Here is a 16,715-nt window from a genome sequence, read left to right as displayed (position 1 = left end):
TGAGTGCGGGGTGGCCGCATCGGCGCATCCGTCTCGACGCGACAGCGCTGTCACAGCGCCGCCGCTGGTTGCGCGGCGCCCTGTCGAGCGGATGCACGCCGCACGCTGCCCGGAACGCCGTCTGTCGGTTGGCACGAACATCGCCTTCTCATTCGGGTGTGATTTTCCCCTGCGCCTGCTCGGGTGCGGACCCGTTCGGGCTCCGCGCGTCGCTCTCATCAGCTCGGCGACCACCGGTCGCCGGCGTCTCCGCGGGGCCGCGGCGCTCTCCCGCCGCACCGCCACGGGGGCGGTCTCTGCTCCGCGCTGCGCGCGCTGCGTCCCTGGCGAGGAGGGCGTCGTGAGCGCGCGACACGTCGTGTGCGCCGCGCTGCTCGCCTGCGTACCGACCTTGGTGGCCTGCGGCATTCCCCTCGAAATGGCGGACTCCGCCCCCATGAACGCCTGCGACGGGTCGGTCGAGTGCGGCCCGGGGGCGATCTGCGCCGATGTCAGCGGGCAACGCGCGTGCGTCTCGACGAGCGCGAACCTCGAGGGGCTCATCCTCGAGATCCGGCCGCGCGCCTCGCCCGAGCTGGGCGCGGAGGTCTCCCATCTCCTCGCCATCGATGCAGCGAGCGGCTTCCCTCCTCAGGACCCTGGCGGGCAGGTGCATTCCGTCGATCTCACGATCCCCATGCCCGCGCGCGTGAAGGCCACCGTGCGCCTCGGCGGCTCCTATTGCGAGGGCCGCTCCGGCGGGCTGCCTCCCCTGACCGGCGGGCAGTTCCCCGTGAAGGTCGAGTTCCGGCGCATCGCGCCGATCCTGGGCCTGCCCACCCAGAGCTACTCGACGCTCTCGGAGCCGGACGGCACCGACGGCCAGCGATTCCAGCTCTCGATCCCCGCTGGCGACTACCACATCTCGTTGATGCCGCAGGCGCGCGCCGACTGCCCCGACGACATCCCCCCGCCGATCTTCCTGCCGAACCAGGTGGTCCCCGAGCAGTGGACGCTCGGCATCAACGCCGAGGCGCCCGCCGTGCTCCAGGGCAGCTTGCAGGTGCCTGAGCGCGTGCACGTCGGCGGGTGGAAGCTCGATCTCGTCGACCCGGTGACCGGCAGCGTCCTCTCCCAGGTAGGCCTCCTCGAACAGGCCGAGCCCGACCCGCCGGCGACCGCGACGCAGGTCGGGTTCAGCGTGAAGTTCTACTGGACCGACAAGGACAGGAGCCCGCTCATCCGGCTGCGTCCGAAGGACGGCGTGCCGAGGCCCACCGTCTACTGGGAGCTCGCCGCGCTCGCGCTCCAGGGCTCCACGGGGAACCTGGACCTGTCGCTCCTCCAGCTCGACGCGGCGGCGCGCCGCGTGGAAGGTCAGATGCTCGACCTGAACGGCAACCCGGTGCTCTCCGCCGTCCGTATCCAGAGCGCCATCATCGACAGGGCGCCCACCGCCGCCTACAAGCTGGACACCGAGACGGACGCGAACGGCCTCTTCCGTGCCGATCTCCCGCCAGGCGAGTACGTCCTCTTCGCGCAGCCGATCAACGACACCACCAAGGCGGCCGTCAAGCAGCCGCTGAAGTTCGCCGCCGGCGACGACTGCTACTGCGGCCAGTCGGTCGTCATCCCCGACGCCGGCACGCTGCGCGGCCACGTCCAGGGGCCCCTGGGCGAGCTGATGGACGGCGCCAGCGTGTTCGCGGTCCCTGCCCGCGGCCAGGTCACGCCCTACATCGGCCAGGTGCTGACGCCGGGGCCGCTGCTGCCCCGGCAGGCGTCCGGGGTCCTCCGTGACGGCGCGTTCTCGATCGGCATCGATCCAGGGGAGTTCGACTTCTCGGTCCGCCCGACGCCCGGCTCCGCCTACCCGTGGCTCGTCAGGCCGCGCCTCACGGTCTCTGCGATGGACGCCGCGGTCACCGACCTCGAGCTCGCCATCTCGTTCCCGGCCGTGCTCCAGGGCGTCGTCCGCGACGCGTCGGGCGCCCGGCTCGGCGACGCCACGGTCGTGGCCTGGCTGCCGGTCCAGGGCGCGACCGCGCAGGAGACGAGGGGCATCCAGATCGGCGAGACCCGGTCGGCGGCCGATGGCTCCTATGTACTGCCGCTCCCTCCATCGATGTCCCGGTGAAGTCGGAGCGAAAAAGGGCGGTACCAGCTCAGCGCGGAGCGAGATAGGCTAACGCCCGTGGCGCAGCCGACGCGCGGTGGGACATCGGAGCCTTCAACCGAGGATGGCCTGACCCTCGCGCCTCCTCTGCGCGGCGACCTGGGCGAGCGCGCCGACGAGGAGCGCGCGACCGGGACCTCGCTTCCGTCTGCGCAGGAGCTCGCGATCGCGCTGCACGAGGTCTCCAACGCGCTCACCGTCATCGTGGGTTGCATCGAGCGCGCGCAGGGCGAGCAAGGCCCCGAGCTGGGCCGTGCGCTCGGCGTCGCCGCGTCCCGCGCGCGCGACGCTCGCCGCCTGATCCGGCGGGCCATCGGCGCCGAGGGGCGTCCGGCCGGCGACGGCGAGGTCGCGTCGAGGCCGCTGGGGGAGCCGGTGCGCCTGATCGCCGATGTCATCGACGACGCCGTGATGGGGCTCGAGCCCGAGGCGCGCCGCTCGGCGATCGCGCTCCGCGCGGCGATCGCGCCCGCGGTCGCGCGCACCGGCGTGAGCAACGGCGCTGCGGTCGTGCAGATCTTGACGAACCTCCTGCTCAACGCCGTGGCGCTGTCGCCTCGCGGCTCGTCCGTCCGGGTCGATGCCAGGCTGGAGGGCGCCGCGGTCGTCATCGGCGTCGCGGACCAGGGGCCCGGCGTCCCGCCGGCGCGCCGAGCGACGCTGCTGAGCTCCGGCGTCTCGACGCGGCCTGGCGGAGCGGGCATCGGCCTCCGCCACTCCGCAGCGCTGGCGAGCGCTGCCGGCGGCGCGCTCGCGCTCGTGCCTTCGGAGGAAGGCGCTCGCTTCGAGCTGCGCTGGCCCATCGAGGACACGCCGCCCGCCGACGCCCCGCCCGGCGAAGCAGGGGCCGAGGAAAGGCCGCCCGTGCCGCGGAACATGACGTCGCCGCCTCACCACGGGACGATCCTCGATGGCGTCAGGATCCTGGTGGTCGAGGACGACGACGCGGTGGTGGATCTGCTCGACACGGCGCTCACCGCGCGCGGCGCGAGCATCGTCAGCGTGCAGAGCGCGGTCGAGCTCCCGGGGGCCCTCGCCTCCGGGCCGTTCCAGGCTGCGCTGCTCGACATCTCGCCGATCCAGCAGGACGTCCTCGGCACCGTCTCCGCCGTGCGCAGGGCCAACCCGGACGTGCGGCTCGTGGTCATGTCCGGCAGCGCCGGCGCCGACCCTCTCCCCGCGAACTCCGGCGTCTCCTGGGTGCGCAAGCCGTTCGAGATCCGCGAGATCGTCGAGGCGCTCGTCCGCTGAAGCGCCCGCGGGCGAGGTGCGCGCAGCGCTCCGCGCGATGCGGGCGTGCTCCTCTGGCGCGCGCGCCACATCGTGCGCGCGCCGCCGCGGCAGCCGGCGATCGGCCGAGGCCGCGAGGCCGCCGCGCCGGGCTGACCAGCGCAGGCGCTGCGCCGTGCGACGACGTTGTGAGGATTAGCTTGACTTCCCCGGCCAGCTGGGTAGGTTCCGTCCCGCAACCGCGCTCGCGAAGGTGGCGGAATTGGCAGACGCACTAGCTTGAGGTGCTAGCGGGTAACACCGTGGGGGTTCAAGTCCCCCCCTTCGCACTCCCTGTCTCTCTCTCTCTCTCGACGCCTCGTCCTCCACTCCTTGTGCACACCTGGCTGAGCGCATTCCCTCAGCCCGTGTGCGGTACCGGTGGTGCCGCCCTTGTGTCTTGACGGGGCCGCCCGGTTTCGGAGCGCGCGTCTGCGTCTCGACGGCTTGCCCTGGCACCGCTGAGCGCTCGTCTGCGCCCAGCTGGACGCGCGGCGATGCATGCGGGAGCGCGCCTGGGCGCCCTCAGGGCGCCTCCGAGCGTGTTGTTTCGGCGGCTGCCCCCGAGGCTTCTCGCTGGCCGTCCGGTCCAGGGGATCCTCGCAGACTCGCTCGATACGGACGATGGTTCATGTCCCTATCGCATGGGCGTTGGCGCCAATCGAACCATCGGTTGTGCGCGCGAGGTGCCTGCGGCAGGGGGCTTTGAAGGCGGAGCCACGCTGTTCGTGGAGGGTCCACTCCGCATGTTCCAGCGTGGAGTCCAGGGTGCCACGATGACCGTGTCGTGCGCGTTCCTGCTCAATCCTCCGTTCGGGCGCGCGTCGACGGCATACGCAGGCTTGCATCGGTCGCCGAGCGGCCTGGTCGGGCTCGCGCGAACGCCTTCCTTGACGCCCGTCTCGTGCTCCCCCACGCTCACATCGGATGTTCCGCCTCCGGCGACCCCATCGTGACCGCAGCGCGATCCTTCGCTGGATCCGCGCCGCGCTCCCGGTGCTGCTCGTCGTCGGTCTCATAGCGCAGGGCCACACCCTCCAGGCGCTCGGCATGGCGATCGCTTGCGAGCACCCGATGCTCGAGGCGTCGTCGGCCCATCACGAGGAGGACGCGGCGCCGGACAGCTCCCACGAGGACTGTCCGCCCGGCTGCAGCGACTGCGCTTGTGGCCGTATCCCCATGACGCTGTCCGTCGGCGCCGCGCTGCCCTACATCCTCCTGGAGGCGTACGAGATCGCCGCGTCGGCGCTGCCGGAAATGCCAGGGCGCAGCCTCCCTCACCGCCTCGAACGGCCACCCCGACGCCCGCGCGCCTGAGGCGCCCGCGTCAGGTGTCGCGCCCGCGAGCACGGCAGCAGCGCACAGGCGTTTGAGCGCCCCTGCGCCCCGCCGCCGTGAGCTCGGCCCTCTCACGCGATCCTGACCGGGCACAACCGCGGTTCTTCGCGCGAGCGCTCCACGCGCTCGAGGGCTGTCCGTCCATGTTCCGTTCCCCCGTGCGTCGTCTGTTCGTCGCTGCCTCGCTCGCCTTGCACGTCCTGTCGATCGCGCCGCCCGCGGCCCTCGCCGAAGAGCCGCCCCTCACCCGCGCCCGCGTCGCCGACCTCGCCCGCGCAGCCCCGAGCGCGCGCGTGGCCACGGCGGAGGCGGGCGTCGCCCGCGCCGCGACCTCGGCTGCAGGCGTGATCTCCCTCGAGAACCCCGTGCTGACCGGCATGGGCGGCGTTCGGCTCAACCCCGACGGGAGCAAGCCGGCGGCCGCTTCGGCGTCCCTCGCATGGCCGATCGAGCTCGGCGGCCAGCGAGGCGAGCGCATCGCAGCCGCGAAGGCCGAGCAGCGCGCCGCCGAGATCAACGCCGAGGACGGCCGGCGCCGCGTCCTGCTCGCCGCCCTGCTCCAGCACGCCCTCGTGCTCCGGGGCGAGCGGCAGGTGCAGCTCGCCCGCGCCCGCGTCGCGCTCGCAGAGCGGCTCCACGCCGCCGCGGAGCGCCAGCGCAAGGCGGGCGAGGTGCCGGAGGTCGATGTCGCCCTGGCGTCGCTCCAGAAAGGGCGCGACCAGGCGGCGGCGAAGGCGGCGGAAGGCACACGCGACGCCGACGAGGCGGCGCTCCTCGGCCAGCTCGGCCTCCCCTTGCGGGCAGCGCAGCCGTTGCCCCCGGTGGAGGGGCCCCTCGTGCCGCCTGACGAGCCGCCGCCGCTCGCGTCGATCCTCGGGGACCTGGCACGGCGCCCCGATGTCGGGGCCGCCGAGGCTTCGCTCGACGCCGCGCGGGCCAGGGCGGAGCGCGAGCGGGCGGCCGGGTGGCCCACCGTCAACGTCGTCGCCCAGGTCGAGCACGACGACGGCGCGAACATCGGCATGCTCGGCCTCGCGATCCCGCTGCCGATCCTCAACGCCAACCGCGCCGGCGCCGCGACCGCCGCCGCGGAGATCGATGTCGCCCAGGCCCGCGCCGAGGCCGCGAGGACCGGCGCCGCGGGCCACGTCACCCAGCTCTACGCGCGTTACAAGGCGACGAAAGAGGCCCTCCAGGCGCTGGCGCCGACGGCCACCCTGATGGAACGGGCGGCCGCGATCTCGGCGCGAGGGTACGAGCTCGGCGAGAAGGATCTCGCGAGCGTCCTCCTGGTGCGGCGTGAGGTCATCGACGCCGAGGCGGCGCTGCTGGAGGCCGAGCACGCCCACGCGGCGGCCAAGATCGAGCTCCTGGTCGCCGCGGGGAGGGCGCCCCGATGAGCGCGCCTCCGCGAAAGATAGAGCTTTCCCCGAAGGTGATCGCCGCGATCGCCGCCGCGGTCCTGGCGCTCGTCGCCGCGGCCGTCGCCATCACGGTGCGCTTCGAGCATCGACGCCACGGGCACGACCGCGAGGCCGGCCATGAGGCGCACGACGGGCATCCGCACGGCGAGGAGGACGGAGCGCACGGCGATGGCCATGACCGCGATCACGACCACGACCACGACCACGCGGAGGAGCACGCGCCGGACGAGCCCGGGGAGGCGCACGCCCACGGCGACAAGCTCAAGCTGTCGCCCGCGATGATCCAGAACGCCGGGCTCGAGATGCTCACCGCCGGACCCGGCAGCGTCGCGGTGACGGTCACCCTCCCCGGCGAGGTCGCGCTCAACGCGGAGGCCATCGCGCACGTCACGCCCCGCGTGCCGGGGACGGCGCGCGAGGTGAAGAAGCAGCTCGGCGACACGGTCACGCGAGGAGAGGTGCTCGCCGTGCTCGATAGCCGCGAGCTCGCCGAGCTCCAGCGTGAGCTCCTGGCGGCCAAGGAGCGCCTCTCCCTCGCCGAGGCGAGCTTCACGCGCCACGAGGCGCTCTGGAAGGAGCGCATCTCGGCCGAGAAGGAGTACCTCGCGGCCAGGCAGGCGGTCGCCGAGGCGCGGATCGAGCACCGCAGCGCCGCCCAGAAGCTCAGCGCCGCCGCAGGCTCGGGCGCGGGCAAGGGCAGCGGCTACGCGCTGATCGCCCCGATCGACGGCACCATCATCGAGAAGCACATCGCCATCGGCGAGGTGCTCAAGGAAGACACCCAGGTCTTCGTGATCGCCGACCTGTCCACCATCTGGGTCAACGTCACCGTCTACGCCAAGGACCTCAGCCGCGCGCGGATCGGCCAGACGGCCTGGGTCAAGGCCGAGGGGATCGAGCAGAGCGCGCAGGGCACGCTGGCGTACCTGGGGCAGGTCGTCGATGAGCAGAGCCGCTCCGCCGTGGCCCGCGTCGTCCTCCAGAGCCCGGGCGCTGCGTGGCGCCCCGGGCTCTTCGCGACCGCCGACATCGCCGTCGAGGAGGCGGCCGCGCCCGTGGTCGTCTCCGAGGAGGCCCTCCAGCGGGTCGAGGGCAAGGACGTCGTCTTCGTCGAGGAGGGCGACGCCTTCGAGGCCCGCCCCGTGAAGATCGGGCGCCGTGGCACGAGCGGGGCGGAGGGCGGGGGCGGGCGGCCCGCCGCCGAGCCGCGGCGCGGCGCGCCGGTCGTCGAGATCGAGGCCGGCGTCGCCGCCGGCGAGCGCTACGTCGGCAAGAACAGCTTCATCCTCAAGGCGGAGCTCGGCAAATCCGAGGCCGGACACCAGCACTGAGGAGCGCGAGGACCCCATGCTCACCTTGCTCTCGCGGCTCCTGTCCGTCTCGATCCGCCATCGCTTCCTCGTCGTCGCCATCACCCTCGCGGTCGGCGCGCTCGGGGCCTACAACTTCACCCGCCTGCCGATCGACGCGGTCCCGGACATCACCAACGTCCAGGTGCAGATCAACACGTCGGTCAAGGCGCTCTCCCCCGTGGAGGTCGAGCGCCAGATCACCTTCCCCATCGAGTGGGCCATGGGCGGGATCCCGGGCGTCCAGCAGGTGCGCTCGCTGTCCCGTTACGGGCTCTCCCAGGTGACGGTGATCTTCGAGGACGGCACCGACATCTACTGGGCGAGGCAGCTCGTGGCCGAGCGCCTGGGCGCCGCGAAGGAGAGCCTGCCGCCAGGGCTCGGCGAGCCGCAGCTGGGCCCCATCGCGACCGGCCTCGGCGAGATCTACATGTGGACCCTCGAGGCCGCGCCGGACGCCAGGCGGCCCGACGGCAAGCCGTACGACCTGACCGATCTACGCACGATCCAGGACTGGATCGTGCGGCCCCAGGTCCGGACCGTGCCGGGGGTGACGGAGGTCAACTCGATCGGCGGGTACGAGCGGCTGTACCAGGTCTCGCCGGATCCGGCGAAGCTCGTCGGCTACGGGCTCTCGTTCCGCGACGTGCTCGAGGCCCTCGCGGCCAACAACGCCAACGCGGGCGGAGGGTACATCGAGCACAAGGGCGAGCAGTACCTCGTCCGCGCCACGGGCCTCGTGCAGAGCGAGGACGACATCCGGGGCATCGTCGTCGGCAACCACCGCGAGGCGCCGATCCGGATCGAGGACGTCGCCGAGGTCAGCGTCGGCCAGGAGCTCCGCACGGGGGCGGCCACCGAGGACGGAGAAGAAGCGGTCATCGGCACGGCCATCATGCTCGTCGGGGAGAACGGCCGCGCCGTCTCCAGGCGGGTGGACGACCAGATCAAGGCGGTCAACAAGTCGCTGCCCGCGGGCGTGACGGTCAAGACCGTCTACGACCGCACCTACCTCGTCGACGCCACCCTGAGCACCGTCAGGAACAGCCTTCTCGAAGGGGCGGCGCTGGTCGTCGTTGTGCTCTTCCTCCTGCTCGGCAACCTCCGGGCCGCGCTCATCGCCGCGCTCGCGATCCCGTTCTCGATGCTGATCGCCGTCACCGGCATGGTCGAGAGCAAGATCAGCGGCAACCTGATGAGCCTCGGCGCCATCGACTTCGGGCTCATCGTCGACGGCTCGGTGATCATCGTCGAGAACTGCGTGCGGCGCTTCGCCGAGGAGCAGCGCCGGCTCGGCCGCGTGCTCACCCGCGAAGAGCGGCTCGGCCTCGCCTACGAGGCGTCCCAGGAGGTCCGCCAGGCGACGATCTTCGGCGAGCTCATCATCGCGATCGTCTACCTGCCCATCCTCACGCTGACCGGCATCGAGGGGAAGATGTTCCGGCCGATGGCGCAGACCGTCGTCCTGGCGCTCGCGGGGGCGACCATCCTGTCGATGACGTTCATCCCGGCGCTCGTGGCGCTGTTCCTCAGGGGCAACGTGTCGGAGAAGGAGAACCTCCTCTTTCACCACGCGAAGCGCGCCTACGGGAGGGCGCTCGCCTGGGCGCTGTCCCACAGGCCGATCGTTGTCGCGATCGCGGGCGTCGCCCTCGCCGCCTCCGGCCTGGTCGCCGCGGGGCTCGGCAGCGAGTTCGCCCCCAAGCTGAGCGAGGGGGCGCTCGCGCTCCAGCCGGCGCGCATCCCGTCGATCAGCCTCACGACGAGCGTGGCCATGCAGGCGCAGCTCGAGCGCCTCCTCAGGGAGCGGTTCCCGGACGAGATCGAGCACGTCTTCGCCAGGACCGGCACGGCCGAGGTCGCGACCGATCCGATGGGCCCGAACGTCTCCGACACCTACCTGATGCTGCGGCCGCGGAGCGCGTGGAAGAAGGCGAAGACGCAGGAGGAGCTCGCCGAGGCCATCGAGGCGGTCATCCACGAGCTGCCAGGGCAGAACTACGAGTTCAGCCAGCCGATCGAGCTCCGGTTCAATGAGCTCATCAGCGGCGTGCGGAGCGACGTCGCCGTCAAGGTCTTCGGCGACGACCTCGACGTGATGCTCAAGGAGGCCAGCAGGATCGGCGCGCTCCTCAAGGCGACGCCGGGCGCCGCCGACGTCAAGGTGGAGCAGGTCACGGGCCTGCCGGTGCTGACCATCGACGTGGATCGGCGCATGGTGGCCCGTTATGGGCTCAACGTCGCCGACGTGCAGGCGGTCGTCGAGGCCGCGATCGGGGGCGTGAGCGCCGGCGAGGTCTTCGAGGGGGACAAGCGCTTCGATCTGGTGCTCCGGCTGCCCGACTCCATCCGCCGCGACATCGGGGCGCTCGATCGGCTCCCGATCCCGCTCCGGAGCAAGGGGGGCCACGCCACCGGGCCGAGCGGCCCGACCATCGCCGCGGCGGCCGGCGCGCCCGATCGGGCGGCGTTCGTGCCGCTCGGCGCGGTGGCGAAGATCGGCGTGGAGGAGGGCCCGAACCAGGTCAGCCGGGAGAGCGGCAAGCGCCGCGTCGTCGTCCAGTGCAACGTGCGCGGGCGCGACCTCGGCGGCTTCGTCGCCGACGCCGAGGCGCGGATCGACGCCGAGATCAAGCTCCCGCCGGGCTACTGGATGTCCTGGGGCGGCCAGTTCGAGAACCTGCTCGCCGCCCAGCGGCGCCTCGCCGTGGTGGTCCCTGCGGCGCTCGGGCTGATCTTCGGCCTGCTCTTCCTCTCCGTCGGGACGCTCAGGAACGCCGCGCTGATCTTCACCGGCGTCCCGCTCGCGCTCACCGGCGGCGTCCTCGCGCTCTGGGGCCGCGGGCTCCCGCTCTCGATCTCGGCGGCCGTGGGCTTCATCGCGCTCTCGGGCGTCGCCGTGCTGAACGGGCTCGTGATGGTGACGTTCATCGAGAACCTGCGGCAGCGCGGCGAGGCGCTCGACGACGCCGTGCTCCACGGCTCGATCGCGCGGCTCCGCCCCGTGCTCATGACGGCGCTCGTCGCGGCGCTCGGCTTCGTCCCGATGGCGCTCGCCACCGGCACCGGCTCCGAGGTGCAGCGCCCGCTCGCGACGGTCGTCATCGGCGGGATCCTCTCCTCGACCACGCTCACGCTGCTCGTCCTGCCGGTCCTCTACCGGCTGACCCATCGACAGGAAAGCGCGACATGAACCGACCCTGGCTCGCCCTCGTTCTCTACGGGATCTACCTCGCGCTCGCCTTCGGATGGCGCTCGCTCAGGCAGCTCCGCGCGACGGGATCGGCGGGCTTCCGTGGCATCTCGGGGCCACCCGGGTCGCTGCCGTGGCTCGGCGGCGTGCTCTTCGTGATCGCGCTCGTCCTGGGAGCGCTGGCCCCCGTCGCGGAGCTCGCGGCCTGGATCGGGCCCCTCGCCGATCCCGGCCTGCCCCTCGCCGGCCTCGGCGCGGCCATGACGATCTCGGGGACGCTCGGCACGCTCTGGTCCCAGGGCGCGATGGGCGCGTCCTGGCGCATCGGCGTCAGCGAGGCGGAGCGCACGGGCCTCGTGACCGGAGGCCCGTTCGCGGTGGTGCGGAACCCTGTCTTCAGCTTCATGATGCTGGCCGCGCTCGGGCTGCTGCTGGTCCTCCCCAACGCGGCCGCGCTCGCCTCGCTCGTCGCGCTGGTCATCGCGATCGAGCTGCAGGTCCGCCTGGTCGAGGAGCCGTACCTCCTGCGCGCCCACGGCGGCGCGTACGCGGCCTACTGCGCGAAGGTCGGCCGCTTCCTGCCCGGCGTCGGCCGAGGGGGCTCGCCGCCGTCGCCGTGACGCCCCTCAGCTCGCCAGGGGCAGCGAGAAGTGGATCGTCGTCCCCTGGCCCGGGGCGCTCTCGACCGCCATGTTCCCGTGGTGCGCCTCGACGATGCCGCGCGCGATGTAGAGGCCCAGCCCCGCCCCGGTGCGCGACTCCTGCGCGGCCTTCCAGTAGCGATCGAAGAGGTGCGGCTGGTGCTCGGGCGGGATGCCCGGGCCCGTATCGGCCACCGAGAAGCGCGCGCTGTCGGCGACCCGGCAGAGCGCCACGCTCACGATGCCGCCCCTCGGCGTGAACTTCAGCGCGTTGCCGAGCAGGTTCGAGAAGACCTGGAGCACGCGATCCCGGTCGGCGAGGACCTCCAGGCCCGCGTCGAGCGGCCCCTGCGTCACCCGGCAGCCCTTCGCCTCCGCGAGCGACGTGGCGGCGTCGAGCGCCTCGCGGACGAGCGTCCCGCCGCGCTCCACCCTCGGCGACACCACGAGCCGCCCCGCCTCGATGCGCGACGCGTCGAGCAGATCCTCGATGAGCCGCGTCATGCTCTGGATGCCGCGGTCCATGCGGTCGACGAGCTGGACGGCGTCGTCGTCGTCGCCGTCCTTCCGCTGGAGCAGATCGCTCCGCAGCAGCGACGCCGTGATCGCGATCGTGTTGAGCGGGTTCCGGAGATCGTGCGACACGATCGCCAGGAGGTCGTCCCGGGCGCGCGTCGCGGCCTGCGCCTCGTTGTAGAGCCGCGCGTTCTCCAGGGCGACGGACGCCGACTGCGCGAGCTGGGTGAGCAGCACCTCGTCGCTCTCCACGAAGGGGCCGTCGCGCCGATCGAGCAGCTGGATGCTCCCGATGCACTGGCCGTCCCGGCCGCGCAGCGGCGCCGCGAGGAGCGAGCACGGGTGGAGCTCCGCCGGCGCGCGCGAGAGCACGTCGGCGCACGTCGGATCGCTCGCGATCTCGTCGCCCGTCAGCCGGACGCCGGTGCTCCTCCGCTCGATCAGGCCGAGCGCGATCTCGCGGACGCCGTCGCGGTCCTCCCGCGCGGCGTACTCCTCGGACAGCGAGATGCCCGTCAGAGGCCGATGCTCCACGCCCCGCGCCGAGAGCCGCGAGGCCGCGACGCCCGCGTCGAGCAGCGCGCGCGCCTCGTCGGTGGTGCGCTGGATCAGCTCGTTCAGCGAGAGCGACCGGTGGATGCGCAGCGTCGCCTCGGTGAGCTGCGCGAGCTGGTTCGCGTGGCGGGCGAGCGCCCTGCGCGCCTCCTCCTCGCGGCGCTCCGCCTCGCTCAGGCGCAGGACGTGGCGCAGGCTCTGCACCAGCCGCTCGGGCGTCAGCAGGTTCTTCGGCACGTAGTCCGCCGCGCCCCGCTTCATCAGATCGACCGCGAGCGACTCGTCGCCCTGCCCGGTCAGCATGATGAACGGCGCCGTGAGCTTCGCCTTGCGCGCCGCCTCGATCACCGCGAGCCCGTCGCCCCCGGGGAGGTAATAGTCGAGCAGCACGCAGTCGACCTGCTGCTCGTACAGCACCGCGAGCGCCGAATCGACGGAATCGGCCTCCCTGATCTCGGCGTCGACGCGGCCGCTCCGCAGCGCACGCAAGATCGCGATCCGATCGACCGTGTCGTCGTCGACGACGAGCAGGCGAACCGACCTCGGGCTCAAGGCATCTCCACGAGCGTCCAGTACCGGTTCAGCGCCGTCATGAGCTCGACGAAGCTCATGAACGTCACCGGCTTCAGCAGGTAGCCCGCGACGTTCAGATCGTACGCGTCCACCTTGTCTCGATCGTCGTTCGAGGTCGTCAGCACGACGACGGGCGTCGCCCGCAGCGAGACGTCGGCCCGGAGCTCGCGGAGGAACTCGATGCCGTTCATCCTGGGCATGTTCAGGTCGAGCAGGACGAGGCGCCGATCCCTGGGCACCTGGTTGCCGCGCAGCAGATCGAGCCCCTCCACGCCGTCGCCCGCCACCCAGAGCGGGTTCGTGATCTTGCCCCTCTCGAACGCCCTCCGGACGTTCATCACGTCGACGGTGTCGTCCTCGACCAGGATAATATTCAGGAATTTACCGTCCATCCTCGTCCTCGTGGAGGGGCAAAGCGGAGGCTCGTTGATAGCATCAACCGCAGGCCGCGCGCAGGGGCTACGGCGCCACGGCCAGCTACCACGCCTTGCCCGCGCGGCCGACGAGGTGCGCGACCGCGGTCACCAGGCCGTTCGGCTCGATGGGCTTGGCCAGGTGCATCTGGAAGCCGGCGGCGATCGCCTGGCGGCGGTCCTCCATGCGCGTGTACGCGGTGAGCGCGAGCGCCGGTATGCCGCTCGCGGGGACGTCGGCCCCCAGGGCGCGCAGCCGCCGCATCATCGCGTAACCGTCCTCGCCCGGCATGCCGATGTCGCTCACCAGCACGTCGAACTCGCCCGTGTGGAGGGCCTCGAGCGCCGCGCCCGCCGAGGCCGCTTCGCGCACCGTCGCCCCGGCGCGCACGAAGATGATGCCGAGCAGCTCGCGGGCGTCGGTCTCGTCGTCGACCACGAGGACCCGGATGCCCTCGAGCTCGCGCCGCGCAGCGCCCCCCGGCGCCTCGCCGCCCCGGCGCTGCGGGGACGGCGGCGCCGCGGGCGCGTCGGCGCGGATCGGCAGCCGGACCCGGAAGCGCGCGCCCTTGCCCTCTCCGTCGCTCTCGGCGTGCACGCTGCCGCCCTGCGCCTCCGCCAGGTGACGGACGATGGCGAGGCCGAGCCCGAGCCCGCCGTGGGCCCGGGTCATCCCCCCGTCCGCCTGCCGGAACCGCTCGAACAGGAACGGCAAGAAGCTCCTCGGGATGCCCTCGCCGTTGTCCTCCACCTCGACCTCGAGCATCGCCTCGACGCGCCGGGCGAGGGCCCGCACCTGGCCCCCGGACGGCGTGAACTTCACCGCGTTCGTGAGCAGGTTCCAGACGATCTGCTGGAGCCTCTCCGCGTCGCCGAGGAAGATGCCCACGTCGTCGGCGACCGAGATGTCGACCGCGACGCCCTTCGCCAGCGCCGCCGGGCGCACCAGGTCGAGCGCCGTGGCGAGCACCTGCCGCACGTCGACCGGATCGGTCCGGAGCTGCAGCTTCCCCGCGAGGATCGTCGAGGCGTCGAGGACGTCCTCGATGAGCTGCGACTGCGCCTTCGCGTTGCGCTCGATCGTGGCGAGCCCCCGCTCGAGCGACTCGGCGTCCACCTCGCCCGTCCGGAGGATCCGCGCCCAGCCCAGGATCGACTGGAGCGGCGTCCTGAGCTCGTGCGACACCGTCGCGAGGAACTCGTCCTTGAGCCGGTTCAGCTGCTCGGCGTGCTGGCGCGCGCGCTGCTCCTGCTGGAGGAGCTGGGCGCGCTCGGCGTCGGTGCGCTTCTCCTCCGTGATGTCGTGGAACGAGAGGCCGACGCCGTCGCCCAGCGCCACCGCGATGGCGCGGAACGTCCGCGGAGCGCCCTCGTGCGCGCAGAAGAGCTCGATCCGGGCGGGCTCCCCGGTCTCCACGACGCGCGCGTACGCGTCGAACGCGCTCGCGAGCGCGCTGCCAGGGACCTCGATCAAGAGCCGCTTGCCCTCCAGATCCTTGCCCCGGCCCCCGACGATCGGCCCCGTGGCCGGGTTCACGTAGACCCACTCGAAGTCGGAGATCGCCCCGGACGCGCCGCGCACGCTGCGCAGCATCATGAACCCGTCGGGCGACGCCTCCTGCACGGTGCGGAACCTCGCCTCGCTCGCCCGCAGCGCCTGCTCGATCGACTTCCGCTCCGTGATGTCCGTCGCCGTGCAGGTGATGCCGATGATCTCGCCCGTGTCATCGGCCAGCGGCTCGATCGAGACGTCGATGTGCTGGGTGCGCTCGCCGGCGCGCACCGCGAGCTCGCGCCGCTGGCCGACGCCGCTGGCGAGCACGTCGCGCTTCGTCCGATCGAGCGACCTCGCGGCCTCCGGGTCCTCCAGCACCTCCCCGTCGGTCTTCCCGAGCACCTCGCGCTCGGACTTGCCGAACGAGTTGTGCATCCACGTGTAGCGCAGGTCCCGGTCCTGGGTGAACACCATGACCGGCGACCCCCGGAGCGCCTTGCGGAAGCGCTCCTCGTTCACGCGGAGCGCCCGCTCCGCGTGCAGGCGCTGGGTCACGCTCTGCTGGAGCTCGAGCGCGAGCCGCTCCGCCTTCCGGCGCGCGCCGATCTGCTCGGTCACGTCGAACGCCGTCACCATGACGCCCTCCACGGCGCCGCCCACGTCGCGCACCGGCTTGCACAGGACGTTGTACAGCCGCTCGACCGTCTCGCCGGTCCAGCGCGTGATCCGCACCGGGATCTCGCTCGCCACGCTCGGCTCGCCGCTCGCCAGGACGGCCTCGAGCTGCGCGTGCAGCGGCTGCCCGCGCAGCTCCGGGACCGCCTCGACGAGCGGCTTGCCGAGCAGATCGTCGCGGCCGACCATGCGGCAGAAGAGCGGGTTCGCGAGCTCGAACACGAGCGCCGCGCCCTTGAGGAAGCAGATCGGCGCGGGCGCCTGCGAGAGCAGCGAGCCGCTCCTGCCTCGCTCGATCTCGGTGCGCCTGCGCTCGGTCTCGATCGCCTCCAGCTGGAGCCGGGCGTGCTCGCTTACCGCCTGGGCGATGCCCGCGTCCACGCGCTCGGAGAGCGCCTCGATCTGCCGCACATCCGGCGTGATCCCGGCCTCCTCCAGCTCGCGGAGGATGGATTGCCGGAGGACGCCGTACTCGCGGACCATCACGCCCAGGTCGAGCCCGTGCTCCCAGCGCATCTCGCCGTGCTCGCGCGCGGCCTCCTTGCTGCCGGCCGTCGATGCGCGTTGCTCCAGGCTGGCGGCCACCTCGTCGAGGAAGCTCGGCAGCGAGTTGATGATGAGCGGCTTCGGCATGTGCCGCACCGCCGCGCTTCGCTTGCGCAGCTCGCCCACGAACCGCTCGATGATGGCCTCGCGGCGGGTCCTGATGAGCGTGGAGAGCGGGATCGTCATGATCGGATCGTTCGCGTCGGGAGCCCGGCCCCGGCAGACGTCGCCGTCAGGAGGCCTGTGCAGCGAGCGGCGAGCGACGGTGGGCGATCGGCGGCGCGGGTGGCACCGGCGAGCACGGTATCTTCGGAGAGCTGACCGACCGCCACAAGGCGCACTGCCGCCAGTGCGGCTCATCCGGCCTCGGACGGCCGGCCGCCACCCTCCTGAGAGTGCCGCGGCCGGCTCTCCGTCGGCGTCGATCTCGACACCGGCCTTGCGCTGAGCCTGACTTCCACCTCGCCCGCACAAGCCCAGGCGCGAGCAAGCGTTGTGCCGAGATCGGCCAGCCGATGAACGAGATGATGCGCGGTGCGCGACGTCACGAGTGAGGCAATTTGCCGCAGCTAC

General features: G+C 72.4%; 10 protein-coding genes and 1 tRNA gene. 8 read left to right on the top strand and 3 right to left on the bottom strand.

The features are described 5' to 3' along the window. The first annotated feature begins 340 nt into the window (after nt 1–340). The 8 genes from ACSRUE_RS04775 (at nt 341) to ACSRUE_RS04740 (ending at nt 11,348) form a co-directional block, all read left to right on the top strand. On the top strand, nt 341–2,116 hold the full coding sequence (locus ACSRUE_RS04775) for a carboxypeptidase-like regulatory domain-containing protein (RefSeq protein ID WP_441289985.1): 1,776 nt from the start codon (nt 341–343) through the stop codon (nt 2,114–2,116). A gap of 57 nt (nt 2,117–2,173) precedes the next feature. Next, nucleotides 2,174–3,406 (top strand): ATP-binding protein, encoded by a 1,233-nt coding sequence (locus ACSRUE_RS04770; protein ID WP_441289984.1) that lies wholly within the window; start codon nt 2,174–2,176, stop codon nt 3,404–3,406. A 226-nt stretch (nt 3,407–3,632) separates the two neighbouring features. Next, a tRNA-Leu gene (locus tag ACSRUE_RS04765) sits at nt 3,633–3,714 on the top strand. A gap of 637 nt (nt 3,715–4,351) precedes the next feature. Then, nucleotides 4,352–4,741: a hypothetical protein gene (locus ACSRUE_RS04760; RefSeq protein WP_441289983.1), complete on the top strand. Its 390-nt coding sequence runs from the start codon at nt 4,352–4,354 to the stop codon at nt 4,739–4,741. A 164-nt stretch (nt 4,742–4,905) separates the two neighbouring features. Beyond that, on the top strand, nt 4,906–6,162 hold the full coding sequence (locus tag ACSRUE_RS04755) for a TolC family protein (protein WP_441289982.1): 1,257 nt from the start codon (nt 4,906–4,908) through the stop codon (nt 6,160–6,162). Next, nucleotides 6,159–7,517: an efflux RND transporter periplasmic adaptor subunit gene (locus tag ACSRUE_RS04750; RefSeq protein ID WP_441289981.1), complete on the top strand. Its 1,359-nt coding sequence runs from the start codon at nt 6,159–6,161 to the stop codon at nt 7,515–7,517. Before ACSRUE_RS04755 ends, ACSRUE_RS04750 begins: the two co-directional genes overlap by 4 nt. Nucleotides 7,518–7,533: 16 nt before the next feature. Next, on the top strand, nt 7,534–10,728 hold the full coding sequence (locus ACSRUE_RS04745; protein ID WP_441289980.1) for an efflux RND transporter permease subunit: 3,195 nt from the start codon (nt 7,534–7,536) through the stop codon (nt 10,726–10,728). Beyond that, nucleotides 10,725–11,348 (top strand): methyltransferase, encoded by a 624-nt coding sequence (locus ACSRUE_RS04740; protein WP_437762861.1) that lies wholly within the window; start codon nt 10,725–10,727, stop codon nt 11,346–11,348. Before ACSRUE_RS04745 ends, ACSRUE_RS04740 begins: the two co-directional genes overlap by 4 nt. A 6-nt stretch (nt 11,349–11,354) precedes the next feature. On the opposite strand, the gene ACSRUE_RS04735 is transcribed toward ACSRUE_RS04740, so the two are convergent. The 3 genes from ACSRUE_RS04735 to ACSRUE_RS04725 form a co-directional block, all read right to left on the bottom strand. After that, on the bottom strand, nt 11,355–12,992 hold the full coding sequence (locus ACSRUE_RS04735) for an ATP-binding protein (protein ID WP_437762860.1): 1,638 nt from the start codon (nt 12,990–12,992) through the stop codon (nt 11,355–11,357). Continuing rightward, nucleotides 12,989–13,405, bottom strand: a complete 417-nt coding sequence (locus tag ACSRUE_RS04730) for a response regulator (RefSeq protein ID WP_437296506.1) — start codon at nt 13,403–13,405, stop codon at nt 12,989–12,991. Before ACSRUE_RS04730 ends, ACSRUE_RS04735 begins: the two co-directional genes overlap by 4 nt. Before the next feature lie 85 nt (nt 13,406–13,490). Further along, entirely contained in the window at nt 13,491–16,328 is a 2,838-nt protein-coding gene (locus tag ACSRUE_RS04725; protein ID WP_441289979.1) for a PAS domain-containing hybrid sensor histidine kinase/response regulator, read from the bottom strand. Between the last annotated feature and the right edge of the window lie 387 nt (nt 16,329–16,715).

Origin of the sequence: Sorangium sp. KYC3313 (assembly GCF_052075895.1) — a bacterium.
GTDB classification, from domain to species: domain Bacteria; phylum Myxococcota_A; class Polyangia; order Polyangiales; family Polyangiaceae; genus Sorangium; species Sorangium cellulosum_B.
This window is presented reverse-complemented; position numbering and strand designations above follow the sequence as displayed.

Coding starts and splice junctions, on each gene's coding strand:
- ACSRUE_RS04740 (WP_437762861.1), top strand. CDS start 10,725: ATGAACCGACCCTGGCTCGCCCTCGTTCTCTACGGGATCTACCTCGCG.
- ACSRUE_RS04755 (WP_441289982.1), top strand. CDS start 4,906: ATGTTCCGTTCCCCCGTGCGTCGTCTGTTCGTCGCTGCCTCGCTCGCC.
- ACSRUE_RS04760 (WP_441289983.1), top strand. CDS start 4,352: ATGTTCCGCCTCCGGCGACCCCATCGTGACCGCAGCGCGATCCTTCGC.
- ACSRUE_RS04750 (WP_441289981.1), top strand. CDS start 6,159: ATGAGCGCGCCTCCGCGAAAGATAGAGCTTTCCCCGAAGGTGATCGCC.
- ACSRUE_RS04745 (WP_441289980.1), top strand. CDS start 7,534: ATGCTCACCTTGCTCTCGCGGCTCCTGTCCGTCTCGATCCGCCATCGC.
- ACSRUE_RS04730 (WP_437296506.1), bottom strand. CDS start 13,405: ATGGACGGTAAATTCCTGAATATTATCCTGGTCGAGGACGACACCGTC.
- ACSRUE_RS04725 (WP_441289979.1), bottom strand. CDS start 16,328: ATGACGATCCCGCTCTCCACGCTCATCAGGACCCGCCGCGAGGCCATC.